Genomic DNA, 21341 nt, shown 5'->3' with positions numbered 1-21341 from the left:
CAAGAGGCGGCGTCATGCGCCGATGTAGGCTTTTCGGATGGAGTCGTCGGCCAGCAATTCGGCGGGCCTGCCCTCGCGCACGATGCGGCCGCTTTCCATCACATAGGCGCGGTGCGCGATCTTCAGCGCCGCATAGGCGTTCTGCTCGGCCAGCAGCACGGTGGTGCCGGCCGCGTTGATGCGCTGTATGGCCTCGAACATCTGCTTGATGACCAGGGGCGCCAGGCCCAGCGAGGGCTCGTCCAGCAGCAGGGCCTGGGGCCGGCCCATCATGGCGCGGCCGATGGCCACCATCTGCTGCTGGCCGCCCGACAGCGAGCCGGCCGGGTCGTGCTGCTTCTCGCGCAGGATGGGAAACAGCTCCATCACCTCCTGCAGCGTCTTCTGGCTGGGACCGGGGTCGCGGCGGTGCACATAGGCGCCCAGCTGCAGGTTGCGCAGCACCGACATCTGGGGGAACAGCTTGCGCCCTTCGGGGCACTGCACCACGCCGGACTGCACGATGGCCGAGGGCTTGCTGCCGGCCAGCTCCTTGCCATTCCAGACGATGGAGCCGCCAGCGGCCTTGTGGATGCCGCTGGCCGTGAGGAACAGCGAACTCTTGCCCGCGCCGTTGGCGCCCAGCAGCACCACCAGCTCGCCCCGGTCGGCATGCAGGCTCACGCCGTCCAGCGCCAGGAAGCTGCCGTAGCGCAGCGACACGTTCTCAAACTTCAGCATGCTCGCTCCCCAGGTAGGCATCGATGACGGCGGGGTTGCGGCGGATTTCCTCGGGCGTGCCCTCGGCGATCTTCTCGCCGTAGCTGAGCACCAGGATCTTGTCGGCCAGGCTCATGATCATGCCCATCTTGTGCTCGATCAGCGCCACCGTGATGCCGTGGCGCACCAGCTTGCGGATCAGCTCGGCCAGGCCCTCGGTCTCCTCGGGGTTGACGCCGCCGGCGGGCTCGTCGAGCAGCATCAGCTTGGGGTCGGTGGCCAGGGCCAGCGCGAAGGCCACGCGCTTGCGCTCCTCCTGCGTGATGTCGCCCGCAATGCGGCCGGCCACATGCGACAGGCCCACGAAGTCCAGCGCGTCGCGTGCCTTTTCGCGGCACACGCGCTCTTCCTCGCGCAGGCGGCTGGAGCCGCGCAGCACGTCCCACAGGCCTGAGCGCGTGCGCAGCCGGTGGCCCACGATGAGGTTGTCCAGCACCGTGGCGCGGTCGAACAGCGCCGTGGTCTGGAAGGTGCGCGCCACGCCCAGTTTCGCCACCTGGTCGGTGCGCAGCGAGGTCACGTCCTGACCATTGAAGGTGATGGTGCCCGAGGTGGGCTTGTGCACGCAGCTGATCAGGTTGAAGAACGTGGTCTTGCCGGCGCCGTTGGGGCCGATGATGGCGTTGATGCGGCCTTCCTCGATCACGGTGCTGACATCGCTCACGGCGGCCAGTCCGCCGAACCGCTTGGTCAGGTGGTCAATCTTGAGCATGCGGCTTGCCCTCCTTGGCATTGCGGCGCGCGCGCCAGGCGGTGACGCTGCCCACCACGCCGTAGGGCATGAAGATCACCAGCATCACGAGAATCGGGCCGAAGACGATGAAGCGGTACTCCTGCAGGAACTGCAGGTACTGCGTGATCCAGGGCATGCCGATGGCGCCCAGCAGCGGCCCCAGCACCGTGCCCATGCCGCCGACCATGGCGAAGATCATCATGTCGAAGGTGTGGTGCACGCCGGCCATGTCGGGACCGATGAAGCGCACGAAGCCCGCATACAGGCCGCCGGCCACGCCCGCGTAGACCACGCTCAGCATGAAGGCCAGCACCTTGTTGCGCATGAGGTTGATGCCGAGCGCCTCGGCCAGCTCGTCGCTGTTGCGGATGGCCATGAAGGTGCGGCCCAGCAGCGACCGGACGATGCGCCGCATCACCCAGACCGAGGCCACGAGGAAGGCCAGCACCAGGTAGTACAGCGCCAGCGGCGACTCGAAGCTCAGCGCGCCCAGGGCCTCGGGCGCAGGGATGCCCATGATGCCCACCGTGCCGTGGGTCAGGCCCTCCCACTTCTCGATGACGAGGAACATGATGTAGCCCACGCACAGCGTGAAGATGGAGAAGTAGTGGCCCTTGAGCCGCAGCGAGACGATGCCGATCAGGTAGCCCAGCACCGCGCACACCACGCCCGACATCACCAGCCCGCCCCAGAACGGCCAGCCATGGTCCACCGTGAGGATGCCCACGGTATAGGCGCCCGCGGCCATGAAGCCCGCATGCGCCAGATTGAGCTGGCCCGTGTAGCCCGTGATCAGGTTCAGGCCCAGCGTGGCGATGGCGAAGATGTAGGCCGTGCTCATCACCGTGAGGTGGTAGTCGTTGCCCGCCAGCCAGGGAAAGGCGATGCCGGCGGCCAGCAGCAGGCCCCAGGCGATGCGGGAGTCGATGAATCCGTTCATTCAATGACTCCTCTTGGCGAACAGGCCCTGCGGGCGCAGCGACAGGATCACCACCAGCAGCACGAAGGCGATGATGTCCTTGTAGTCGGTGGAGATGTAGTAGGCGCCGAAGCTCTCGGCGAAGCCGATGATCAGCCCGCCCAGCACGGCGCCCGGGATGCTGCCCATGCCGCCCAGGATGATGATCACGAAGGCCTTGGTGATGACCAGGTGACCCATGGCCGGATAGACCAGGTTGATGGGCGCATACAGCGTGGCCGCCACGGCCGCGAGCACGCCTGAGATGGCAAAGGTCAGCATGGATACGCGGTTGGCGTCGATGCCCACCATCGATGCGCCCTCGCGGTTCTGGGCCATGGCGATGATGGTCGAGCCCGTGGTGGTGCGCGTCAGGAACAGGTGCAGCGCCACCATCAGCGCAAAGGCCGCGACGATGATCAGCAGGCGCTGCGCAGGCGCCGTGATGCCGCCCATCTCCACGATGGAGGTATAGGGCGTGGGCATGCGCTGGAAGTCCGCGCCCCACAGCGCCTGGGCGCCCGCTTCCAGAAACAGCAGCAGGCCGATGGAGGCGATCTTGGGATGCAGGGGAGAGGCCTTGCGCAGCGGATGGAAGATCAGCCGCTCGCTGACGATGCCCAGCACCGCCACCGCCACCGCCGCCACCAGCATGGCCGCCCAGTAGCCCCAGCTCCAGGCCACCATGGCCTGGAAGGCCACGAAGGCGCCGATCATGTAGAAGCCCCCGTGCGCGAAGTTGGGCACGTGCAGGATGCCGTAGACCAGGGTCAGGCCCAGGGCCACGAGGCCATAGATGCCGCCCAGGGTCAGTCCGTTGAGCACTTGCTGCAGGAAGACGTCCATCACCGCCTCCCGCCTGCCGCCGCCGGTGGCCGCCACCGGACCAGGGTCTGTTCTCGCATTGCCTTGCCTCCTTGTTTGCTGTGAACCAGCTTAGGAGGCGGTGCCGTGCACCATCAACCCGAAGATTCCGCACAGCGGAATTCACCTGGGAAACCCCGAGGCTCAAACCGCTGCGGCAGTAACCTAGATGACAGGCGCAGGCCGGCAGGAGCGGGGAACGCTAGATGGACAGCGCCGGCAGGTTCTCGGGCAGGCCCTGCATGGAGCGCTGCGTGTGCTCGGCCACGAAGTCAAGGAAGCTGCGCACGCGCGCCGGCATGAACTTGCGCGTGGGCAGGGTGGCGTAGAGCGTGAATCGGCCCGTGGTCCATTCGGGCAGCACATGGCGCAGCCGGCCCGAGCGCAGGTGGCGCGCGATCAGGTCCAGCGGCTGGGTGCTGATGCCCGCGCCGTCCAGCGTGGCGCGCAGCAGCGTGCCCGTGTGGTTGGCCACCAGCACGGGGCGCACGGCCACCTCGACCTCGCCCGCGTTGCCGTCGAGCCGGCGCATGCGCAGCATGTCGGAGCGGCCCTGGATGCGCCGGCGCAGCAGGCACTGGTGGCCGGCCAGGTCCTCGGGCACGACAGGCACGCCATGGGCGTCCAGGTACTCGGGCGCGGCGCAGGCCAGGCCGCAGGTGGTGACGATGGGCCGGGCCACCACGTTGCCGTCGTAGCCCTCCTCGGCATTGAGGAAGGTGATGTCGTATTCGCCCACGGCCGCCTCGCTGGCCGACTCCACGAAGACCTCGATGCAGATGCGCGGGTGCAGGCGGTGGAAGTCCGCCACCAGCGGTGCCAGCACATGCTCGGCGAACACGGGCGGCGTGAGCACGCGCACGGCGCCAGACAGCTCCAGCGTGTGCGCCTGGGCCAGGCTGAAGGCGTCCTCCACATCGGCCAGGATGCCGCGCACGCGCTCCAGGTAGGCCTCGCCAGCCTCGGTCAGCGAGACGCTTCGCGTGGTGCGCTGCAGCAGCCGCGTGCCCAGGTGCTGCTCCAGGTCGGCCACCAGGCGCGTGACCGTGGGCACGGACATGTCCAGGCGCCGCGCCGCCGCCGAAAACCCGGCCTCGTCGGCCACGGTCTGGAATACCCGCATGGTCTGCAATCGGTCCATCTTGTCCTTGGCCCCCGGCCTTGGTGCCAGGGGACTTTGCTGCATTGTTCCATTGCCCAAACGCCTGCGCCGCGGCTTTGCGGGCCGCGGCGCAGGCGTTCATCTTCGTCGAAATGCGGGAACTCAGCCCTTGCCGCCCGGAGTGTCCCCGGCGCTGGCCGCCTCGGCGGGCGGCGCCCAGCGGATGGGGTGGGTGAAGCGCACGCCGGCATCGCTGAAGGCCTTGGCCGTGGCGGCCGACAGCAGCAGGATGGCCGAGGAAAAGTAGATCCACATCAGCAGCACCACCAGCGAGCCCGCCGCGCCATAGGCCGAGACCACGGCCGCCGTGGCCAGGTACCAGGCCAGGGCCTGCTTGCCCAGCGTGAACAGCAGGGCGCCGATGATGGCCCCGAAGATCAGATAGCGCAGCCGGGGCTTGGGGCCGCCGCCTATGCGCATCAGCCCCACAAAGAGCAGCACGGTGATGCCGAAGGACACGCACTCGTTGATCAGGCTGACCAGCGGCCCCAGCGGCTGCATCTGCAGCTTGGTGCCGGCCCAGTTGGTGATCAGCTGGATGGCCGTGGACAGGGCCATGGACACCAGCAGCAAGAAGCCCAGCGCCAGCACATAGGTCAGGCCGCGCAGCCGCAGCGCGGCCATGCGCCACCACACGGCCTTGGGCGGCGGCGGCTCGCCGTTGGAGGTCCAGAGCCTTTCCAGCGCGGACTGCAGCTCCACGAAGACACCGGTGGCGCCCGACATCAGCAGGATGAAGCCGAACAGCGAAGCCAGCCGCCCCTCGTCGGGCCGCTGGGCGCTTTCCAGCGCGCCGCGCACCACCTGGGCGCCGCGCTCGCCGATCACGTCCTGCACCTGGTCGATGAGCTGGTGCTCCACATAGCTGCGGTCCACCCACCAGCCCAGCACGCCGACCAGCAGCAGCAGCAGCGGGGCAAGGCTCAGGATGCCGTAGAAGGACATGGCGGCGCTCATGCGCAGGCCATCGGCGTCCAGCCAAAGCTGCACGGCGTTCCACATGGCGCGCAGCGGGTTCAGTTCCAGCAGCCGGTCCAGGCGTGCGGACCAGGACGAGGCGGGGGGAGTTTCCGGGGTATCTGAGGGCATGGCCCCCATTGTGCGCAGCGGCGCACCGGCGCCCTGTCAGCCTGTGCCGACAGGGGCCTGTGCGCGCGGCTCAGGTCACGGGCGCTGGATTGAACAGCACCAGGGCGTTGTGCAGCTTCCACTGCTCGGCCCAGGTCTTCCTGCGGCCGCTGGCCACGTCCAGCATCAGGCGGAACATCTCCCAGCCCACGTCCTCGATGCTGGCCTGGCCCTCGGCGATGCGGCCCGCGTTCACGTCCATCAGGTCATGCCAGCGCCGCGCCAGATCGCTGCGCGTGGCCACCTTGATCACGGGCACCTGGGCCAGGCCGTAGGGCGTGCCCCGGCCCGTGGTGAACACATGCAGGTTCATGCCGGCGGCCAGCTGCAGCGTGCCGCAGATGAAGTCGCTGGCCGGCGTGGCTGCATAGACCAGGCCGCTTTGGATGCCCCGGTCGGCCAGACGCTGGCCCGGCGACAGCACGCCGGTGATGGGCGCCGTGCCGCTCTTGATGATGGAGCCCATGGCCTTCTCGACGATATTGGACAGGCCGCCCTTCTTGTTGCCCGGCGTGGTGTTGGCGCTGCGGTCCACGCGGCCCTTGTCCAGGTAGGCGTCGTACCAGGCCATCTCCTCGATCATGGCCTGGGCCACCTCGGGGCTGGAGGCGCGCGAGGTGAGCTGGTCGATGCCGTCGCGCACCTCGGTCACCTCGCTGAACATCACGGTGGCGCCTGCGCGCACCAGCAAATCGGTGCAAAAGCCCACGGCCGGATTGGCCGTGACGCCGCTGAACGCATCGCTGCCGCCGCACTGCACGCCCACCACCAGGGCGCTGGCCGGCACGGTCTCGCGCCGGCGCGCGTTCAGCCGCTCCAGATGCACCCTGGCGCGGCCCATGATGGAGTCCACCATGGACATGAAGCCCACATGCGCCTCGTCCTGCAGGCAGACCACGTCCAGCGCGGGCTCGCGCTCATCGACGATGGGAAACGACCCCGGCGGCAGCAGCCGCTCGGGCTGCAGCTTCTCGCAGCCCAGGCTCACCACCATCACCTCGCCGCCGAAATTCGGGTTGTGGCTGATGTTGCGCAGCGTGCGCTGCGGAATCTCGGCGCCCACGGCATCGATGGCCACGCCGCAGCCATAGCTGTGCTCCAGGCCCACCACATCGTCCACATTCGGATAGCGCGGCAGCAGCTCGGCCTTGATGCGGCCCACCGCGAAATCCAGCACCCCGGCCACGCACTGCACCGTGGTGGTAATGGCCAGGATGTTGCGCGTGCCCACCGTGCCATCGGCATTGCGGTAGCCCTCGAAGGTGTAGCCCGTCAGCGGTGGCAGCTCGGGCGGCTGCACCGTGGCGATCGGCAACCCCTCGAGAGACAGCGCCCCCGGCATGCGCAGCAGCCGCTCATGCACCCAGCTGCCCGCGGCAATGGCCTGCAGCGCATAGCCGATCACCACGTTGTAGCGGCGCACCTCGCCGCCCTCGGCAATGTCCACCAGCGCCACCTTGTGCGCCTGCGGCACCTTGTCGACCAGCACCAGCCCCCCGGGCATCACCGTGCCCGCAGGCAAACCCCCGTCATTGGCCACGATGGCCACGTTGTCGGCCGGATGCATGCGGATGGAAAGAGGAAGTGGGGTACTCATGGCAATGTCTCAATTTTCTAGGGGCCTGTCGCAATCGGAGTGCGGCCCTCGCAACCGTCACGTCCCAACTCAGGAACGCCGAGCAAGAGCCGCCTCGCGGCGAAGGCGTTGTCCCCCTCCGCGAAGCGAGAAGGGGGAAGGCGCGAAGCGCCTCAGGGGGTCACTCTGCTTTAATTCCAGCAGCCTTGATCACCTTCCCCCACTTGACCACCTCGGCCTTCTGGAACTCGCCCAGCTCGGCCGGTGTCATCTGCGAAGGCAGCATGCCGAAGTTCTTCAGGCGCGCCTGCACCTCGGGCGTGGCGACGATCTTCATGATCTCCGCATGCAGCCGCTCCACGATGGGCCCCGGCGTGCCTGCGGGCGCGAACACGGCCTGCCAGGAGCCCATGTCGAAGCCCTTCTCGCCGGCCTCGGCGATGGTGGGCACATCGGGCAGGGATTCCAGGCGCTTGGAGCTGGTCACGGCGATGGGGCGCAGCTTGCCGGCCTGCACATGGGGGCCGACGACCAGGGCGGTGTCGAACATCATGTCCACCTGGCCGCCGATCACGTCCTGCACGGCCGGGCCGCTGCCCTTGTAGGGCACATGGGTGAACTTCACGCCCGTCTGGTAGCCCAGCAGCTCCAGCGCCATGTGGTTGGAGGTGCCGCTGCCCGGCGAGGCCGAGGTCAGGCCGCCCGCCGCTGCCTTGGCCTTGCTGGCGGCCAGCACGTCGGCCAGCGTCCTGTAGGGGCTGGAGGCCGGCACCACCAGCACCAGCGGGCCCGAGCCCAGCATGGCCACCGGCGTGAAGGACTTGACCGGGTCGTAGTCCAGCTTGGCGTACAGGCTCACATTGATGGCGTGCGAGCTGATGGTGCCGCCCAGGATGGTGTAGCCATCGGCCGGTGCGCGCGCCGCAATGGCCGAGCCCACGCTGCCGCCCGCGCCGCCCTTGTTCTCGATCACCACGGGCGTGCCCAGGGCCTTGCTCAGCGGCTGGGCGATCACGCGCGCCAGCGTATCGGTATTGCCGCCGGGCGGGAACGGCACCAGGTAGGTGATGGGCTTGCCCGTGGGCCAGTTGCCCTGCGCTGCGGCCGGCATGGCGGCCAGGGCCGTGCCCAACAGCAGGGCGCTGGCGAGGGAATGTTGGATGAGTGTGCGGCGTTGCATGGTGCTTGTCTCCGGGTATGCGTCGTTGGAATCGTGTGAAAGCGGGTTCAGAAGCGCGGCTGGTGGCCGGTGAAGGAGGGGTCGTACTTGCGCATCTGCCCCAGGTCGTCGCGGTTGCGGATGCCGCAGTGCAGGTAGTTGTCGTGCAGGCGGGCCAGGGCCTCGCGGTCCAGCCGCACACCCAGGCCGGGCGCCGTGGGCACGCGCAGGCTGCCCTGCTCGAACTGCAGCCGGCCGCCCTCGACCACTTCCTCGTCCTGCCAGGGGTAGTGCGTATCGCAGGCATAGGTCAGCAGGGGCACGCTGGCGCACAGGTGCGTCATGGCCACCAGGCTGATGCCCAGGTGCGAGTTGCTGTGCATGGACAGGCCCAGGTCGAAGGTGCGGCACAGCGTGGACAGGCGCTGCGTGGCGCGCAGCCCGCCCCAGTAGTGGTGGTCGCTGAGCACGATCTTCACGGGGCAGCCCATCTCGGCATTGCGGCGGAACTCGGCAAAGTCCGTGACCACCATGTTGGTGGCCAGCGGCACATCGCACTCGCGTGCCACGGCCGCCATGCCGTCCAGGCCGGGCGCCGGGTCCTCGTAGTACTCGAGCACGCCCTGCAGCTGCTGCACGATCTTCAGGCTGGTCTCCACCGTCCAGTTGCCATTGGGATCGATGCGCAGCGGCGTGCCTGGAAAGGCCTCGGCCAGCGCCAGGATGCCGGCCGCCTCCTGCTCGGGCGGCAGCGCGCCGGCCTTGAGCTTGATGCTCTGGAAGCCGTACTGCGCAATCATGCGCCGCGCCTGCTCCACCAGCTGCTGCGGCGCCAGGGCCTCGCCCCAGGCGTCGGGCGAAGAATCTGGCCCATAGGGCCTGTCGATGTGCTCAGCGTACTTGTAGAACAGGTAGGCCGAGAACGGCACGCTGTCGCGCGCCGCCCCGCCCAGCAGGTCCACGATGGGGGCGCCCGCCATCTGGCCCTGCAGGTCCAGCATGGCGACCTCGAAGGCGCTGACCACCTTGGCCACGGTCTTGGACACATGTGTGCCCGGCGCCAGCGACACCTGCTGGCCCAGGAACTCCGACGCCGTCAGCGCAGGCGGCGCCACCAGGGCCGCGACGCGGGCCTCCATCTCGTTGAGCGCCCAGGGCGACAGCCCCACCAGCGCGGGCGCGGCCTTGGCCAGCGCATCGAGCATGGGCTGGTCACCGTAGCTTTCGTTGATGCCGACCAGGCCCGAGGCCGTCTCGATCTCGATGATGGAGCGCAGCGCCCAGGGCTCGTGGATGCCGGCCGCATTGAGCAGCGGCGGATCACGGAAGGCAATGGGCGTGATGCGGACGTGGCGGATCGCGTGGGTCGCTTGGGAGGTGCTCATCTGGACTGCGGACGGGGTCGGTAAATCGGAAAAATCTGCGAAAGCGTTGACGTCTTGTGATACGTTGTCGTACAACTTGGAGCGATTATGATCAGCACCATGGAAAGTTCGGCAAAGGGATTTCCCGCATCACCCCCAACGATCGAGCTTCCCCTGCGAGGAAAGTCCGGTCGCAGCGGCCGCAATCTGGCCGCCCTGCTGTTCGACGAGTTCGCGAGCAAGATCCGCAACGGCCTGCTGGCCGAAGGCGAGAAGCTGCCCACGGAATCGTCGCTGGTGCAGACCTACGAAGTCAGCCGCACCGTGGTGCGCGAGGCGCTGTCGCGCCTGCAGGCCTCGGGCCTGGTGGAGACGCGCCATGGCATAGGCACCTTCGTGCGCGCCGCCCAGCCCGCGTCCACGCTGATGCTCAATGCCGACGAGCTGACGGCCGCCGTGGACGTGATGGCCGTGCTGGAGCTGCGCATCAGCCTGGAGACCGAAAGCGCCGGCCTGGCCGCTCTGCGCCGCAGCCCCGAGCAGCTGCAGGGCATACGCACGGCGCTGCAGGCCTTCGAGATCGCCTTTGCGCGCGGCGAGGACACGGTGGCCCATGACCTGGCCTTCCACACCCAGATCGCCGAGGCCACGGGCAACCGCTACTTCGGCGACATCCTGCGCCACTTCGGCGCCCAGCTGATTCCGCGCACGCGCATCGCCTCCATCCACCAGCCCCAGCGCGACCCCGACTACCTGCGCCGCGTCAACCGCGAGCATGAGGAAATCCTCGCCGCCATCGAGCGCCAGGACGCCGACTCGGCCCGCGCGGCCATGCGCATCCACCTGACCAACAGCCGCGAACGCCTGCGCCTGGCGCAAAAGACCAGCGCCGCCTGACGCCTTCTGACGCCTTCTGGGCATCCTGGACCGCCCTGCGCCCTGCGGGACCGATGGCGCCGGCACAGGAATTCAGACAACCAAGGGAAAACCCTTTATCACGGCATGCATGTCTCGGTTGAAAATTCGCTCCAGTTGTACGACAACTGACAACACAAAACCCGGAGACAAGAGCATGACCCTGAGCCGAAAGCAATTCCTGCGCGCCGCTGGCGCCACCGCCCTCGTGGCCACCGGCGCCGGCGCGCTGGCCCAGAGCAACTGGCCCACGCGGCCGCTGCGCCTGGTGGTGCCCTACCCGCCGGGCGGCAGCTCGGACATCATTGCGCGCGCCATCGGCCCGCTGCTGTCGGCGGAACTCAAGCAGCCCGTGGTCATCGAGAACAAGCCTGGCGCAAACGGCAACCTGGGCGCCGACATGGTGGCCAAGGCCCAGCCCGACGGCCACACGCTGATGCTGTGCGACCTGGGTGCGCTGGCCATCTCGCCCTCGCTCTACACCAAGCTGTCCTTCGACCTGTCCCGGGACCTGCGCGGCACCGCCATGCTGGCCTACTCGCCCCACCTGCTGGTGGTCCATCCCTCGGTGCCGGCCAACAACCTGCAGGAGCTGGTGGCCCTGTCCAAGAAGGAAGACCTGAGCTTTGCCGTCACCGCCACGGGCAGCGCCCCGCACCTGGCCGGCGTGGAACTGGCGCGCGCCACGGGCGCCCGCTGGGAATACGTGCCCTACAAGGGCGGCGTGCAGTCCATACAGGACACGGTGGCCGGCCAGACCCAGGTGCTGATGAACGGCATGCTGGCCACCTATCCCCATGTGCAAAGCGGCAAGCTCAAGCTGCTGGGCCTGTCCAAGGGCACGCGCATGCCGCTGGCCGCCAACGTGCCCACCATCGCCGAGCAGGGCGTGCCCGGCTTCGAGACCGGCACCTGGCAAGGCGTGGTCGTTCCCGCCAAGACGCCCGAGGCCGTGGTCCAGCGCCTGCATGAGGCCCTGATCACCGCCATCCGCTCGCCCGAGGTGCGCGCCCGCCTCACGGGCCAGGGCGCCGAGGTCGTGACCATGAACCCCGCCGAGACCGCGCGCTTCCTGGCCACCGAACGCCAGCGCTGGCAAAAAGTGGTTCAGACAGCCGGTTTGAAGCTCGACTGATTCCACCCCTTTTTCTTTCTTCCCCACCCTTGTTCCCGAGAGCACCATGACCCCCCAAGACCTCAAAGACGTGATGAGTTCCGGCCTGCTGTCCTTCCCCGTGACGGACTTCGACAGCAACGGCAACTTCAATGCCAAGGGCTATGCGGCCCGCCTCGAATGGCTGGCCCCCTACGGCGCCAGCGCGCTGTTCGCGGCCGGCGGCACGGGCGAGTACTTCTCGCTGTACGGCGAGGAATACGGCCAGATCATCAAGACCGCCGTGGACACCTGCCGCGGCAAGGTGCCCATCATCGCGGGCGCCGGCGGCCCCACGCGCACGGCCATCGCACACGCCCAGGAGGCCGAGCGCCTGGGCGCCCACGGCGTCCTGCTGCTGCCCCACTACCTGACCGAAGCCGGCCAGGAAGGCCTGATCGCCCATGTGGAGCAGGTCTGCAAGAGCGTGAAGTTCGGTGTCATCGTCTACAACCGCGACCGCACCCGCTTCACGCCCGAATCGCTGGCCATCCTGGCCGAGCGCTGCCCCAACCTGGTGGGCTTCAAGGACGGCATGGGCAACATCGAGACCATGTCCTCCATCTTCATGACGATGGGCGACCGCTTCGCCTACCTGGGCGGCCTGCCCACGGCCGAGGTCTATGCGGCCGCCTACAAGGCCCTGGGCACGCCGGTGTACTCCTCGGCCGTCTTCAACTTCATCCCCAGGACGGCGATGGCGTTCTACGAAGCCGTGCGCACCGACGACATGGCCACGCAGCACAAGCTGCTCAAGGAATTCTTCATGCCCTACCTGAAGATCCGCAACCGCGTCGAAGGCTACGGCGTGAGCATCATCAAGGCCGGCGCCAAGCTGGTGGGCCACGACGCCGGCCCCGTGCGCGCCCCGCTGACGGACCTCAAGCCCTCCGAGCTGGAAGAGCTCAAGGCCCTGATCGACAAGCTCGGCCCCCAATAAGCCACAAGACCGGGCGCAGGGGCCAGTCCGGCCCTTGCGCCCCCCAGGAGACAAGAACATGAAAAAGATTCTGATCGCGCTGGGTGCCGCACTGGCCCTCACGGCGCAGGCGGCCGGCAGCTTCCCGGACAAGGCCGTCAACATCATCGTGCCCTTCCCGGCTGGCGGCTCCACCGACACCGTGGCCCGCGCCATGGCCCTGAGCATGGGCGAGCAACTGGGCAAGCCCTTCGTGGTGGAAAACCGCCCCGGCGCCACGGGCACCATCGGCGCGGGCGCCGTCAAGCGCGCACCGGCCGATGGCTACACCCTGCTGGTGGCCTCGCTGGGCCCCTTCGTGGTCACGCCGCACCTGGTCAAGAACGTGCCCTATGACGCAGGCAAGGACTTCGACTACATCACCATCCCCGTGCAGGCGCCCAACGTGCTCGTGGCCAGCCCCGCGCAGAAGGCCCGCACCGTGGCCGAGGTCATCGCCGCGCTCAAGGCCAACCCCGGCAAGATCAGTTTCGCGAGTTCGGGCAACGGCTCCTCGGACCATCTGTCGGCCGAGCTGTTCTGGCAGCAAAGCGGCACCGAAGGCATGCACGTTCCCTACAAGGGCGGCGCCCCGGCCATCACCGACCTGATCGGCGGCCAGGTGGACTTCTCGTTCCAGAACGTCAACGCCGTGCTGCCCCATCTGCGCAGCGGCAAGCTGCATGCGATCGCCGTGACCGGCAGCCAGCGCTCGCCCGTGCTGCCCGATGTGCCCACGCTGGCCGAGGCCGGCGTCAAGGGCGCCGAGGTCTATTCCTGGCAAGGCCTGGCCGCACCCAAGGGCCTGCCCGCCGATGTGAAGGCCAAGCTGGCCAAGGCCGCCATCGCCTCCGTGCAGCAGCCCGACATCCGCAAGCGCTTCGTGGAGCAGGGCCTGGAGATCGTGGGCAACACGCCCGAGGAATTCACGCGCTACCAGGCCCAGGAATCGGAGCGCTGGAGGCAGCTCATCCAGACAAGAAAGATCACCGCTGATTGAGCTGGAAACAACGGGCCGGCCCCGGGGCCTTTGCCCGCCGGCCTTTGCCCGCTGGCCTTTGCCCGCAGGCCTGCGCACCGCAGGCCCTTTTCACCGGGGCTTCAAGCCCCCGCAAGTTCCAAGGATTCCAAGGCATGGCGACCTCCCGTCCACGCGTTCTCCAGTTCGGCAAGATGCCGCTGCCCCAGCTCGATGCCGAGCTGGCCCAGGCCTATGAGGTGACGCTGCTGTCCGAGCAGCCCGACCGCGAGCGCTTTCTCGCCGAGCACGGCGCGCAGTTCGAATACCTGGTCACCTCGGCCGCCATGGGCGTGCCCGCGAGCGTGGTGCAGGCCCTGCCCCAGCTGCGCTTCGTGAGCAGCTTCGGCGTGGGCTTCGACGCGCTGGACCGCGAGTCCCTGCTGCGCCAGGGCGTCCGCGTGGGCTACACGCCCGGCGTGCTGGACGACTGCGTGGCCGACATGGCCTTTGCCCTGCTGCTGGACGCCGCGCGTGGCCTGAGCGAGTCCGACCGCTTCGTGCGCCGGGGCGACTGGAGCCGAGGCCGCTTCGGCATCCGCACGCGCGCCAGCGGCAAGCGCCTGGGCATCTTCGGCATGGGCCGCATCGGCTCCACCGTGGCGCGCCGCGCGGCCGGCTTCGACATGGAGGTGGCCTATCACAACCGCCGCCCGGTCGAGGGATCGCCCCACCTCTACCAGCCCTCGCTGCTGGAGCTGGCGCGCTGGGCCGACTTCCTCGTCATCACCGCCGCAGGCGGCGACGGCACGCAGCACCTGGTCAACGCCGAGGTGCTGGACGCGCTGGGCCCGCAGGGCTTTCTGATCAACGTGGCGCGCGGCAGCGTGGTCGACGAGGCCGCCCTGGTCCAGGCCCTGCAGCAGGGCCGCATCGCGGGCGCGGGCCTGGATGTGTTCGAGGACGAGCCCCGCCCCCATGCCGAGCTGCTGTCGCTGGACAACGTGGTGCTTGCTCCCCACATCGCCAGCGGCACGCATGAAACCCGCCGCGCCATGGCCGACCTCGTGCTGCGCAACCTGGCGCAGTTCATCGCCACGGGCCGGCCCGAGGCCGAGGTGCCGTGGTCCGCCGCGCAGCAGGCGGCCACCGCCGCCGCATAGCCGTTTTTTCCCCGAGACCGATTCAAACGATCCAAACGATCCAAGAGCACGCCATGTCCTCCACCCCGACCATCACCGAGATCGAAGTCATTCCCGTCGCCGGCCGCGACGGCATGCTCATGAACCTCAGCGGCGCGCATGCGCCCTACTTCACGCGCAACATCGTGCTCGTGCACGACAGCGCGGGCCATACCGGTGTGGGCGAGGTGCCTGGCGGCGAAGGCATACGCCAGGCGCTGGAGGACAGCAAGGCGCTGCTCATCGGCCAGTCCGTGGGCAACCACCTGAAGCTGCTGCAGAACCTGCAGCAGGCCCTGGCCGGGCGCGACACGGGCGGGCGCGGCCTGCAGACCTTCGATCTGCGCATTGCCGTGCATGCCGTCACCGCCGTGGAATCGGCCCTGCTGGACCTGCTGGGCCAGCACCTGGGCGTGCCCGTGGCGGCCCTGCTGGGCGAAGGCCAGCAGCGCGACCGCGTGGAGATGCTGGGCTACCTGTTCTTCACCGGCCCCACCGACAGGACCGACCTGCCCTACGTCCAACCCGGCGAAGACCAAAGCGGCAGCGACGACTGGACGCAGGTGCGCCACATGACCGCCATGGACCCGGCCGCCATCGTGCGCCAGGCCGAGGCGGCGCACGCGCGCTACGGCTTCAACGACTTCAAGCTCAAGGGCGGCGTGCTGGCCGGCGAGCAGGAGGTGGAGGCCGTCACCGCGCTGGCCAGGCGCTTTCCGCAGGCGCGCGTCACGCTGGACCCCAACGGCGGCTGGCTGCTCAAGGACGCCATCCGCCTCATGCGCGACATGCACGGCGTGCTCGCCTATGCCGAAGACCCCTGCGGCGCCGAGAACGGCTTCTCGGGCCGCGAAGTCATGGCCGAATTCCGCCGCGCCACCGGCCTGCCCACGGCCACCAACATGATCGCCACCGACTGGCGCCAGATGGTGCACGCGCTGTCGCTGCAGTCCGTGGACATCCCGCTGGCCGACCCGCATTTCTGGACCATGGCCGGCTCCGTGCGCGTGGGCCAGACCTGCCGCGACTGGGGCCTGACCTGGGGCTCGCACTCCAACAACCACTTCGACATCTCGCTGGCCATGTTCACCCACGTGGCCGCCGCCGTGCCCGGCAAGGTCACGGCCATCGACACGCACTGGATCTGGCAGGACGGCCAGTACCTCACCCAGAACCCGCTGCAGATCAAGGGCGGCTTCGTCGAGGTGCCCAAGACCCCGGGCCTGGGCGTCACCGTGGACCGCGCCGCGCTGCAGCGCGCCAACGCCCTGTACCTGGAGCACGGCCTGGGAGCGCGCAATGACGCCATGGCCATGCAGTACCTGATCCCGGGCTGGACCTTCGACAACAAGCGCCCCTGCATGGTCCGCTGACCCCTTCCTTCCGTTACCCCTTTCCCGGAGCACCTCATGTCCCGCTACGACAACCTCATCAACGGCCAATGGAAGGCCGCCGACGGCTACAGCGCCAACACCAACCCCAGCGACCTGTCCGATGTGATCGGCGAGTACGCCCAGGGCAATGCCGCCGATGTGGAAGCCGCCATCGCCGCGGCAGCCGCGGCCTTTCCCGCCTGGAGCACCTCGGGCATCCAGGCCCGCCACGACGCCCTGGACAAGATCGGCAACGAAATCCTGGCCCGCAAGGAAGAGCTGGGCGACCTGCTGGCGCGCGAGGAAGGCAAGACCCGCCCCGAAGCCATTGGCGAAGTCGGCCGCGCAGGCCAGATCTTCAAGTTCTTCGCGGGTGAATGCCTGCGCCTGGCCGGCGAGACCCTGCCCTCCGTGCGCCCCGGCATCGGCGTGGAAATCACGCGCGAGCCCGTCGGCGTGGTGGGCCTGATCACGCCGTGGAACTTCCCCATCGCCATTCCCGCCTGGAAGATCGCCCCGGCCCTGGCCTTCGGCAACTGCGTGGTCCTGAAGCCCGCCGACCTCGTGCCCGGCAGCGCCTGGGCGCTGGCCGACATCATTCACCGCTCGGGCATTCCGGCCGGTGTCTTCAACCTCGTCATGGGCCCGGGCCGTGTCATCGGTGATGCCCTGGTGCGCCATAGCGACGTGGCCGCCATCAGCTTCACCGGCTCCGTCGGCGTGGGCCGCGGCATTGCCCGCGCCTGCGTGGAAAGCGGCAAGAAGGTGCAGCTGGAGATGGGCGGCAAGAACCCGCAGATCGTGCTGGACGACGCCGACCTCACCCAGGCCGTGGAGCTGTCCGCGCAAAGCGGCTTCTACTCCACGGGCCAGCGCTGCACGGCATCGAGCCGCCTCATCGTCACCGACAGGATCTACCCCGCCTTCATCGAGGCCCTGCAGGCCCGCATGGCCAGGATCAAGGTGGGCGACGCCCGCGCCGCAGGCACCGACATGGGCCCCGTGGTCAGCCAGGCCCAGCTGGAGCAGGACCTGAGCTACGTGGAAATCGCCAAGGCCGAAGGCGCCGTGCTGGCTGCCGGCGGCGCAGCCGCCGCCTGCCACACCGGCAGCGGCAACCAGGGCTACTACATGGCGCCCACCCTGTTCGTGGAGACCCAGGCCGCCATGCGCATCAACCGCGAGGAAGTCTTCGGCCCCGTGGCCAGCGTCATCCGCGTCAAGGACTATGAAGAAGCCCTGGCCGTGGCCAACGACACGCCCTTCGGCCTGGCCGCAGGCATTGCCACCACCAGCCTCAAGCACGCCACCCACTTCAAGCGCCACAGCCAGGCCGGCATGGTCATGGTCAACCTGCCCACGGCCGGCGTGGACTACCACGTGCCCTTCGGCGGCCGCAAAGGCAGCAGCTACGGCCCGCGCGAACAGGGCCGCTATGCGCAGGAGTTCTATACGACGGTTAAGACCGCCTACACGCTGGCCTGAGGCAGGCCCCAAAGCAGCCGCCAGCACCTGGCGACTGCTTTCATCCCTGACGCCATCCGCAACAAAACGATGCGGATGGCGTTTTTTCATTCGTCGTTGCGCCCACAGTCAAATCCCGTGCGCGAAAGTGCAAACCGCCCCTTCCATTGCACCAGGGCCTTGCATAGCATCTTCCTCAACGTGAGAGCCGGCTTCAGCCGGCCGGCGTCCATACCCGAGGGAGACCATGGCAACAACTGCAAGAATTTCCGGCCCCGTGGGGCGGGCGGCAATGAATCATCCCAAAGACGTGTTCACTGTCCAGCAATTGCTCAACGGACATATGCAGCGTGATCCCTGCCGCAAACTGCTGCGCGAGGACGGCAGATGGTCCAGGGCACTGGAGCGCTCAATCGCCACCTTCCAGCAACTGTCCGGCTCGCCCGTCATGACCCAGGGCCGGATTGCACCCGCGACCCGCATGTTCGAACTGCTGGCCCAGCCTCCGGCAATCTTTGGCTACGAACGGCGCATGGCGCAATTCATGGGGCCGGAGCCGGTAATTCAGGGGCCTACGATCGAGGTTTTCATCTTTGATGGGAGGTTTATCAGCTCAGGATCCCAATGGGGACATGCTGCAATTGATATCGATGGAAAGATATACAGTCGTGCGCCGACAAAATATGCAGTTCTGGATCGAGAAGAGTATATTTATGAAAATATACATAGAGTTAAAAGAGATATCATCGGCCTAGTGATACGCCTGTCCAATGAAGAGAAATCAATTATCAAGAAAGAGCTTGACAAAAGGGTAAAGGAGAATAAACCCTACAGCATCACAGCCAACAGCTGCTCCACCAATGTTGCTGAGATTCTTGAGATGATAGGCATTCTCTCCCACGATCCTCGGTTCAAGAACAATCCTTCATCCGGCCATCTAACCTCTCCCAAGGAACTACTGCTTGCAGTTTCCAAATCTGGGCGCGTAATTAGAAAAGTGAACTATTCAAAGGCAAATTGATGAAAAAAATTACTCAATTCATGGGCCCTATTTTCGCAGCCACATTGGTTGCTTGCAGCTATGAACCAACAGGTCGATGGGAGGCTACAGACACGGTAAATATTTATTCAAACAACGATCACCCACTCGTAATCGCCTTTGTTGTGGAAAAAGGAGAAATATGTGCTATCAGTGAAGACATCATCATAAGAAAGGATCTTGGATATGCACAGGTCTCCTGCGAAAAGGGCCGTGGATGGGATAAATCCGGCCGGTTCAAGAAGATCAGCGACTGAATCTCATGGCCTGCATTATTTTCCATATGACTTATGTCCAACAGGGTTTCAGTGGCGTGAAGGCACCCTAATGAAAATTACTCGCTTTTCGATCATTTTTGGTTGGTGTGCCGTAATATTCGCCTGGACTTGCTGGGTTCTGGCCTACATACAATCTAGCTGGTGGTGGCTGGTAGTTTCGTTGATTCCATATCTGATCTACCAAACATTCCTAAACAAGGATGGACAGGCCGGTGGCGAATAGGGGAACTGCCGCTGGTTTCCTTGAACCGTAAACCGTATCCCATGATAGGAATTCTCTGGGTCATCAAAAGTCTCAGTGAATCACGGTCTGTGCACACACCCATGCAGACTACATACATCTAGATTCACAAAGCTTAGAAGTGATTTACCGAAACCCGGGGCGCAATGCCCCGGCAGGCCTGTCACAAGAAAGCCTGAATCAGCGCTGAAACGCCGCCGCAGCAGCCGCTATCCGCCGCAGATACGCCGGGTCTTCCTGCAGGCAATGCACGTGGTTGACCTCGTCCTCCACCAGCTCCTCCATCCGCTGCGCAGCCCCGCAAATGGCCTGCAGCGCATTGGCCACCACCTCCAGATTGCGGTAGCCCTCGGGCCGCTCCAGCCAGGCCAGCGCCAGCTGGCCCAGCGAGTACACCTCGCTGCTGCCCTGCAGCGTCAGCCGGCCGATTTCGGTCACGGCATGGCTCAACTGCTGCGGCGTGGGCTGGGTCAGGGTTGTGGAAGCGGTATTCATAGCGCGACCTCTCTCACGGCAGGCACGCCTGGACTGCGCGCACACTGGATGGAGAAGGCCGAGAGAAAAACGGCGTACATGGTTTCGTGCTCCTTGCTGAGATCGAACCCACCGACCCGTGTTCTTACGCACAGACAGGTGGACGGGATGTTAAGAACACAGAGCAAGCCGTGCGGACGCCCTTGCGGGTAGCCCCATCCCGCCCAAAACCGCATGGACGAGCGGGCGCTATGCCCACTCTTTCCGAGTGATCAGACGTGACAAGGCCTCGCTAACGGGGAGGCAGCGCCGCTTACTCTAAAGGTGTTCTTACGCACCAGCCCCTGAACAGGGGGCCGCCGCAATGATAGAGGCATTCAGGACCGCAAGCGCCCCGAAGCCCCAGGCCGAGCGCAGCGAAGGCCCGCACCCACTCCCCGTATGTCCGCGCCTGCGCCGTGGCGGTTGCGGGGTTGCAGTCCTGCCGAAGGACAGGACTGCTTCGTCACCTGACTCGCCGTGATTGTTTGAACGTAGCGCGCAGCGCGAAGTGAGTTTCACGGCGAACCCCGCAACCGCCACGGCGCAGGTGGCCCCGCAGCGAAGCGAAGGGGTCGCGGACATCCGGGCGCTTTTCTTTGCTCACTTTCTTGCAGCGAGACAAGAAAGTGAGTCGGCCGCCGGGCCGAGACCCGGCCTCAAAAACAACCACCCGGCAGGGGCAAAAAATGCACCTAAGCCAAAAGCAAACAAGGTGGGCGGGAGTCAAGACCATGTGCAAGGCATGCGGACGCCCTCACGGGTAGCCCCATCCCGCCCCAAACCCAAAGACAGCCAGGCCCCCAAAAGCCCCAGCCATCAAACCCCGGCCAAGGATGGCAGCTCCCGCATCACTTCAGCAAATCACTTCAGAAAAACAGCATCCTCACCCAAGGCGCCACCACCACATTCAACGCCCCCGCAATCATCATCACCAACGAAGCAACCACCGCCTGCACATCCCCAAACTGCCGCGCCTTCGCCACCCCGCTGCCATGCGCGGCACCACCCAGAATGGCGCCCGCAGCCAGCTTGCTGCGCACGTGCGGCAGCAGCCGCAGGATGGTCTCGCCCATGAGCATGCCGCTGACGCCCGTGAGCAGCACGAACAGCGCGGCCAGGTCGGTGGGCCCGCCCAGCACGCGCTCGGCCTCGATGGCGAAGGGGGTGGTCACCGAGCGCACGGCCAGGCCCTTTTGCAGGTCCACGGGCAGTCCGAAGGCCTGTGCGAACCAGATGGTGGTGGCAATGGACACGCCACTGGCCACGAGCACGCCGGTGGCGATCGACATCCAGTGCTTGCGCAGCAAGTGGCGGTTTTCGTGCAGGGGCAGCGCAAAGGCCACCGTGGTGGGGCCCAGCAGCCAAACCAGCCAGTGAGTCTGGGCGATGTACTGCGGGTAGCGCACATGGGTCAGCAGCGCCAGCGCGATCAGCACCATGGGCGTAGCGACGATGGGCATGAGCAGCGGATGCGGATGGCGGCGGTACACGCGCTTGTTGGCCGCATAGCAGGCCAGCGTGGCCAGCAGCGACAGCAGGCCTATCGTCTGGTCGGACATGGC

At 66.8% G+C, this 21341-nt stretch carries 20 protein-coding genes; 9 read left to right on the top strand and 11 right to left on the bottom strand.

The window, feature by feature from the left end:
* Nucleotides 1-12 precede the first annotated feature (12 nt).
* From ACF8ML_RS10495 to ACF8ML_RS10455, 9 genes are all read right to left on the bottom strand, one after another.
* Entirely contained in the window at nt 13-720 is a 708-nt protein-coding gene (locus ACF8ML_RS10495) for an ABC transporter ATP-binding protein (protein ID WP_013800138.1), read from the bottom strand.
* Nucleotides 707-1471: an ABC transporter ATP-binding protein gene (locus ACF8ML_RS10490; protein WP_016452146.1), complete on the bottom strand. Its 765-nt coding sequence runs from the start codon at nt 1469-1471 to the stop codon at nt 707-709. The genes ACF8ML_RS10495 and ACF8ML_RS10490 overlap by 14 nt, the downstream gene beginning before the upstream one ends.
* Complete coding sequence (locus ACF8ML_RS10485; RefSeq protein WP_046238969.1) at nt 1458-2432, bottom strand: branched-chain amino acid ABC transporter permease; 975 nt, start codon at nt 2430-2432, stop codon at nt 1458-1460. Before ACF8ML_RS10485 ends, ACF8ML_RS10490 begins: the two co-directional genes overlap by 14 nt.
* The gene (locus ACF8ML_RS10480; RefSeq protein WP_016448674.1) at nt 2433-3296 is read right to left on the bottom strand and encodes a branched-chain amino acid ABC transporter permease; all 864 of its coding nucleotides are present in this window, start codon (nt 3294-3296) and stop codon (nt 2433-2435) included.
* Nucleotides 3297-3516: 220 nt separating this feature from the next.
* Nucleotides 3517-4455 (bottom strand): LysR family transcriptional regulator, encoded by a 939-nt coding sequence (locus ACF8ML_RS10475; protein WP_209670592.1) that lies wholly within the window; start codon nt 4453-4455, stop codon nt 3517-3519.
* Nucleotides 4456-4578: 123 nt separating this feature from the next.
* Nucleotides 4579-5565 carry a YihY/virulence factor BrkB family protein gene (locus tag ACF8ML_RS10470; protein ID WP_046238973.1) on the bottom strand — a complete coding sequence of 329 codons (987 nt, stop codon included), beginning with the start codon at nt 5563-5565 and terminating at the stop codon, nt 4579-4581.
* Nucleotides 5566-5635: 70 nt separating this feature from the next.
* Nucleotides 5636-7201: a galactarate dehydratase gene (gene garD, locus ACF8ML_RS10465; RefSeq protein ID WP_043792259.1), complete on the bottom strand. Its 1566-nt coding sequence runs from the start codon at nt 7199-7201 to the stop codon at nt 5636-5638.
* Between the two features lie 160 nt (nt 7202-7361).
* Nucleotides 7362-8360: a tripartite tricarboxylate transporter substrate binding protein gene (locus ACF8ML_RS10460; RefSeq protein ID WP_017405277.1), complete on the bottom strand. Its 999-nt coding sequence runs from the start codon at nt 8358-8360 to the stop codon at nt 7362-7364.
* 47 nt (nt 8361-8407) lie between these two features.
* Entirely contained in the window at nt 8408-9724 is a 1317-nt protein-coding gene (locus tag ACF8ML_RS10455) for a glucarate dehydratase family protein (RefSeq protein WP_392407091.1), read from the bottom strand.
* A gap of 87 nt (nt 9725-9811) precedes the next feature.
* Between ACF8ML_RS10455 and ACF8ML_RS10450 the strand changes: the two genes are divergently transcribed.
* From ACF8ML_RS10450 to ACF8ML_RS10410, 9 genes are all read left to right on the top strand, one after another.
* Complete coding sequence (locus ACF8ML_RS10450) at nt 9812-10600, top strand: FadR/GntR family transcriptional regulator (protein WP_034366548.1); 789 nt, start codon at nt 9812-9814, stop codon at nt 10598-10600.
* 175 nt (nt 10601-10775) lie between these two features.
* The gene (locus ACF8ML_RS10445; protein ID WP_026062356.1) at nt 10776-11753 is read left to right on the top strand and encodes a tripartite tricarboxylate transporter substrate binding protein; all 978 of its coding nucleotides are present in this window, start codon (nt 10776-10778) and stop codon (nt 11751-11753) included.
* Nucleotides 11754-11799: 46 nt separating this feature from the next.
* Nucleotides 11800-12711 (top strand): 5-dehydro-4-deoxyglucarate dehydratase, encoded by a 912-nt coding sequence (kdgD, locus tag ACF8ML_RS10440; protein ID WP_016448682.1) that lies wholly within the window; start codon nt 11800-11802, stop codon nt 12709-12711.
* A gap of 58 nt (nt 12712-12769) precedes the next feature.
* Nucleotides 12770-13729, top strand: coding sequence for a tripartite tricarboxylate transporter substrate binding protein (locus tag ACF8ML_RS10435; protein WP_047218561.1), 960 nt, complete (start codon nt 12770-12772; stop codon nt 13727-13729).
* A gap of 134 nt (nt 13730-13863) precedes the next feature.
* Nucleotides 13864-14850 (top strand): 2-hydroxyacid dehydrogenase, encoded by a 987-nt coding sequence (locus ACF8ML_RS10430; RefSeq protein ID WP_392407090.1) that lies wholly within the window; start codon nt 13864-13866, stop codon nt 14848-14850.
* Nucleotides 14851-14903: 53 nt separating this feature from the next.
* Nucleotides 14904-16241, top strand: a complete 1338-nt coding sequence (locus ACF8ML_RS10425; protein ID WP_034397726.1) for an enolase C-terminal domain-like protein — start codon at nt 14904-14906, stop codon at nt 16239-16241.
* A 36-nt stretch (nt 16242-16277) separates the two neighbouring features.
* On the top strand, nt 16278-17726 hold the full coding sequence (locus ACF8ML_RS10420) for an aldehyde dehydrogenase family protein (RefSeq protein ID WP_392407089.1): 1449 nt from the start codon (nt 16278-16280) through the stop codon (nt 17724-17726).
* A 226-nt stretch (nt 17727-17952) separates the two neighbouring features.
* Entirely contained in the window at nt 17953-18726 is a 774-nt protein-coding gene (locus ACF8ML_RS10415; RefSeq protein WP_199961834.1) for a hypothetical protein, read from the top strand.
* Nucleotides 18726-19001 carry a hypothetical protein gene (locus tag ACF8ML_RS10410; protein WP_392407088.1) on the top strand — a complete coding sequence of 92 codons (276 nt, stop codon included), beginning with the start codon at nt 18726-18728 and terminating at the stop codon, nt 18999-19001. The genes ACF8ML_RS10415 and ACF8ML_RS10410 overlap by 1 nt, the downstream gene beginning before the upstream one ends.
* A 442-nt stretch (nt 19002-19443) precedes the next feature.
* Here the strand turns inward: ACF8ML_RS10410 and ACF8ML_RS10405 are convergent, their stop codons facing one another.
* Together ACF8ML_RS10405 and ACF8ML_RS10400 are read right to left on the bottom strand one after the other, a co-directional pair.
* Entirely contained in the window at nt 19444-19758 is a 315-nt protein-coding gene (locus ACF8ML_RS10405) for a hypothetical protein (RefSeq protein WP_016452158.1), read from the bottom strand.
* A gap of 887 nt (nt 19759-20645) precedes the next feature.
* A complete protein-coding gene (locus tag ACF8ML_RS10400; protein WP_392407087.1) occupies nt 20646-21338 on the bottom strand; it encodes an LrgB family protein in 693 nt (230 codons plus the stop codon).
* Between the last annotated feature and the right edge of the window lie 3 nt (nt 21339-21341).

Source organism: Delftia sp. WSY_10, assembly GCF_043104705.1.
In the GTDB taxonomy this organism is placed as follows: Bacteria; Pseudomonadota; Gammaproteobacteria; order Burkholderiales; family Burkholderiaceae_C; genus Comamonas; species Comamonas tsuruhatensis.
The sequence above is the reverse complement of the archived record's forward strand: the minus strand, read 5'-3'. Positions and strand labels throughout refer to the sequence as shown.

Bases quoted from the DNA above. Each gene is read 5' to 3' on its own strand.
- ACF8ML_RS10420 (WP_392407089.1), top strand. From the start codon at position 16,278: ATGTCCCGCTACGACAACCTCATCAACGGCCAATGGAAGGCCGCCGAC.
- ACF8ML_RS10425 (WP_034397726.1), top strand. From the start codon at position 14,904: ATGTCCTCCACCCCGACCATCACCGAGATCGAAGTCATTCCCGTCGCC.
- ACF8ML_RS10410 (WP_392407088.1), top strand. From the start codon at position 18,726: ATGAAAAAAATTACTCAATTCATGGGCCCTATTTTCGCAGCCACATTG.
- ACF8ML_RS10460 (WP_017405277.1), bottom strand. From the start codon at position 8,360: ATGCAACGCCGCACACTCATCCAACATTCCCTCGCCAGCGCCCTGCTG.
- ACF8ML_RS10405 (WP_016452158.1), bottom strand. From the start codon at position 19,758: ATGAATACCGCTTCCACAACCCTGACCCAGCCCACGCCGCAGCAGTTG.
- ACF8ML_RS10470 (WP_046238973.1), bottom strand. From the start codon at position 5,565: ATGCCCTCAGATACCCCGGAAACTCCCCCCGCCTCGTCCTGGTCCGCA.
- ACF8ML_RS10445 (WP_026062356.1), top strand. From the start codon at position 10,776: ATGACCCTGAGCCGAAAGCAATTCCTGCGCGCCGCTGGCGCCACCGCC.
- ACF8ML_RS10485 (WP_046238969.1), bottom strand. From the start codon at position 2,432: ATGAACGGATTCATCGACTCCCGCATCGCCTGGGGCCTGCTGCTGGCC.
- ACF8ML_RS10480 (WP_016448674.1), bottom strand. From the start codon at position 3,296: ATGGACGTCTTCCTGCAGCAAGTGCTCAACGGACTGACCCTGGGCGGC.
- ACF8ML_RS10495 (WP_013800138.1), bottom strand. From the start codon at position 720: ATGCTGAAGTTTGAGAACGTGTCGCTGCGCTACGGCAGCTTCCTGGCG.
- ACF8ML_RS10490 (WP_016452146.1), bottom strand. From the start codon at position 1,471: ATGCTCAAGATTGACCACCTGACCAAGCGGTTCGGCGGACTGGCCGCC.
- ACF8ML_RS10455 (WP_392407091.1), bottom strand. From the start codon at position 9,724: ATGAGCACCTCCCAAGCGACCCACGCGATCCGCCACGTCCGCATCACG.
- ACF8ML_RS10450 (WP_034366548.1), top strand. From the start codon at position 9,812: ATGATCAGCACCATGGAAAGTTCGGCAAAGGGATTTCCCGCATCACCC.
- kdgD (WP_016448682.1), top strand. From the start codon at position 11,800: ATGACCCCCCAAGACCTCAAAGACGTGATGAGTTCCGGCCTGCTGTCC.
- ACF8ML_RS10415 (WP_199961834.1), top strand. From the start codon at position 17,953: ATGGCAACAACTGCAAGAATTTCCGGCCCCGTGGGGCGGGCGGCAATG.
- ACF8ML_RS10400 (WP_392407087.1), bottom strand. From the start codon at position 21,338: ATGTCCGACCAGACGATAGGCCTGCTGTCGCTGCTGGCCACGCTGGCC.
- ACF8ML_RS10475 (WP_209670592.1), bottom strand. From the start codon at position 4,455: ATGGACCGATTGCAGACCATGCGGGTATTCCAGACCGTGGCCGACGAG.
- garD (WP_043792259.1), bottom strand. From the start codon at position 7,201: ATGAGTACCCCACTTCCTCTTTCCATCCGCATGCATCCGGCCGACAAC.
- ACF8ML_RS10435 (WP_047218561.1), top strand. From the start codon at position 12,770: ATGAAAAAGATTCTGATCGCGCTGGGTGCCGCACTGGCCCTCACGGCG.
- ACF8ML_RS10430 (WP_392407090.1), top strand. From the start codon at position 13,864: ATGGCGACCTCCCGTCCACGCGTTCTCCAGTTCGGCAAGATGCCGCTG.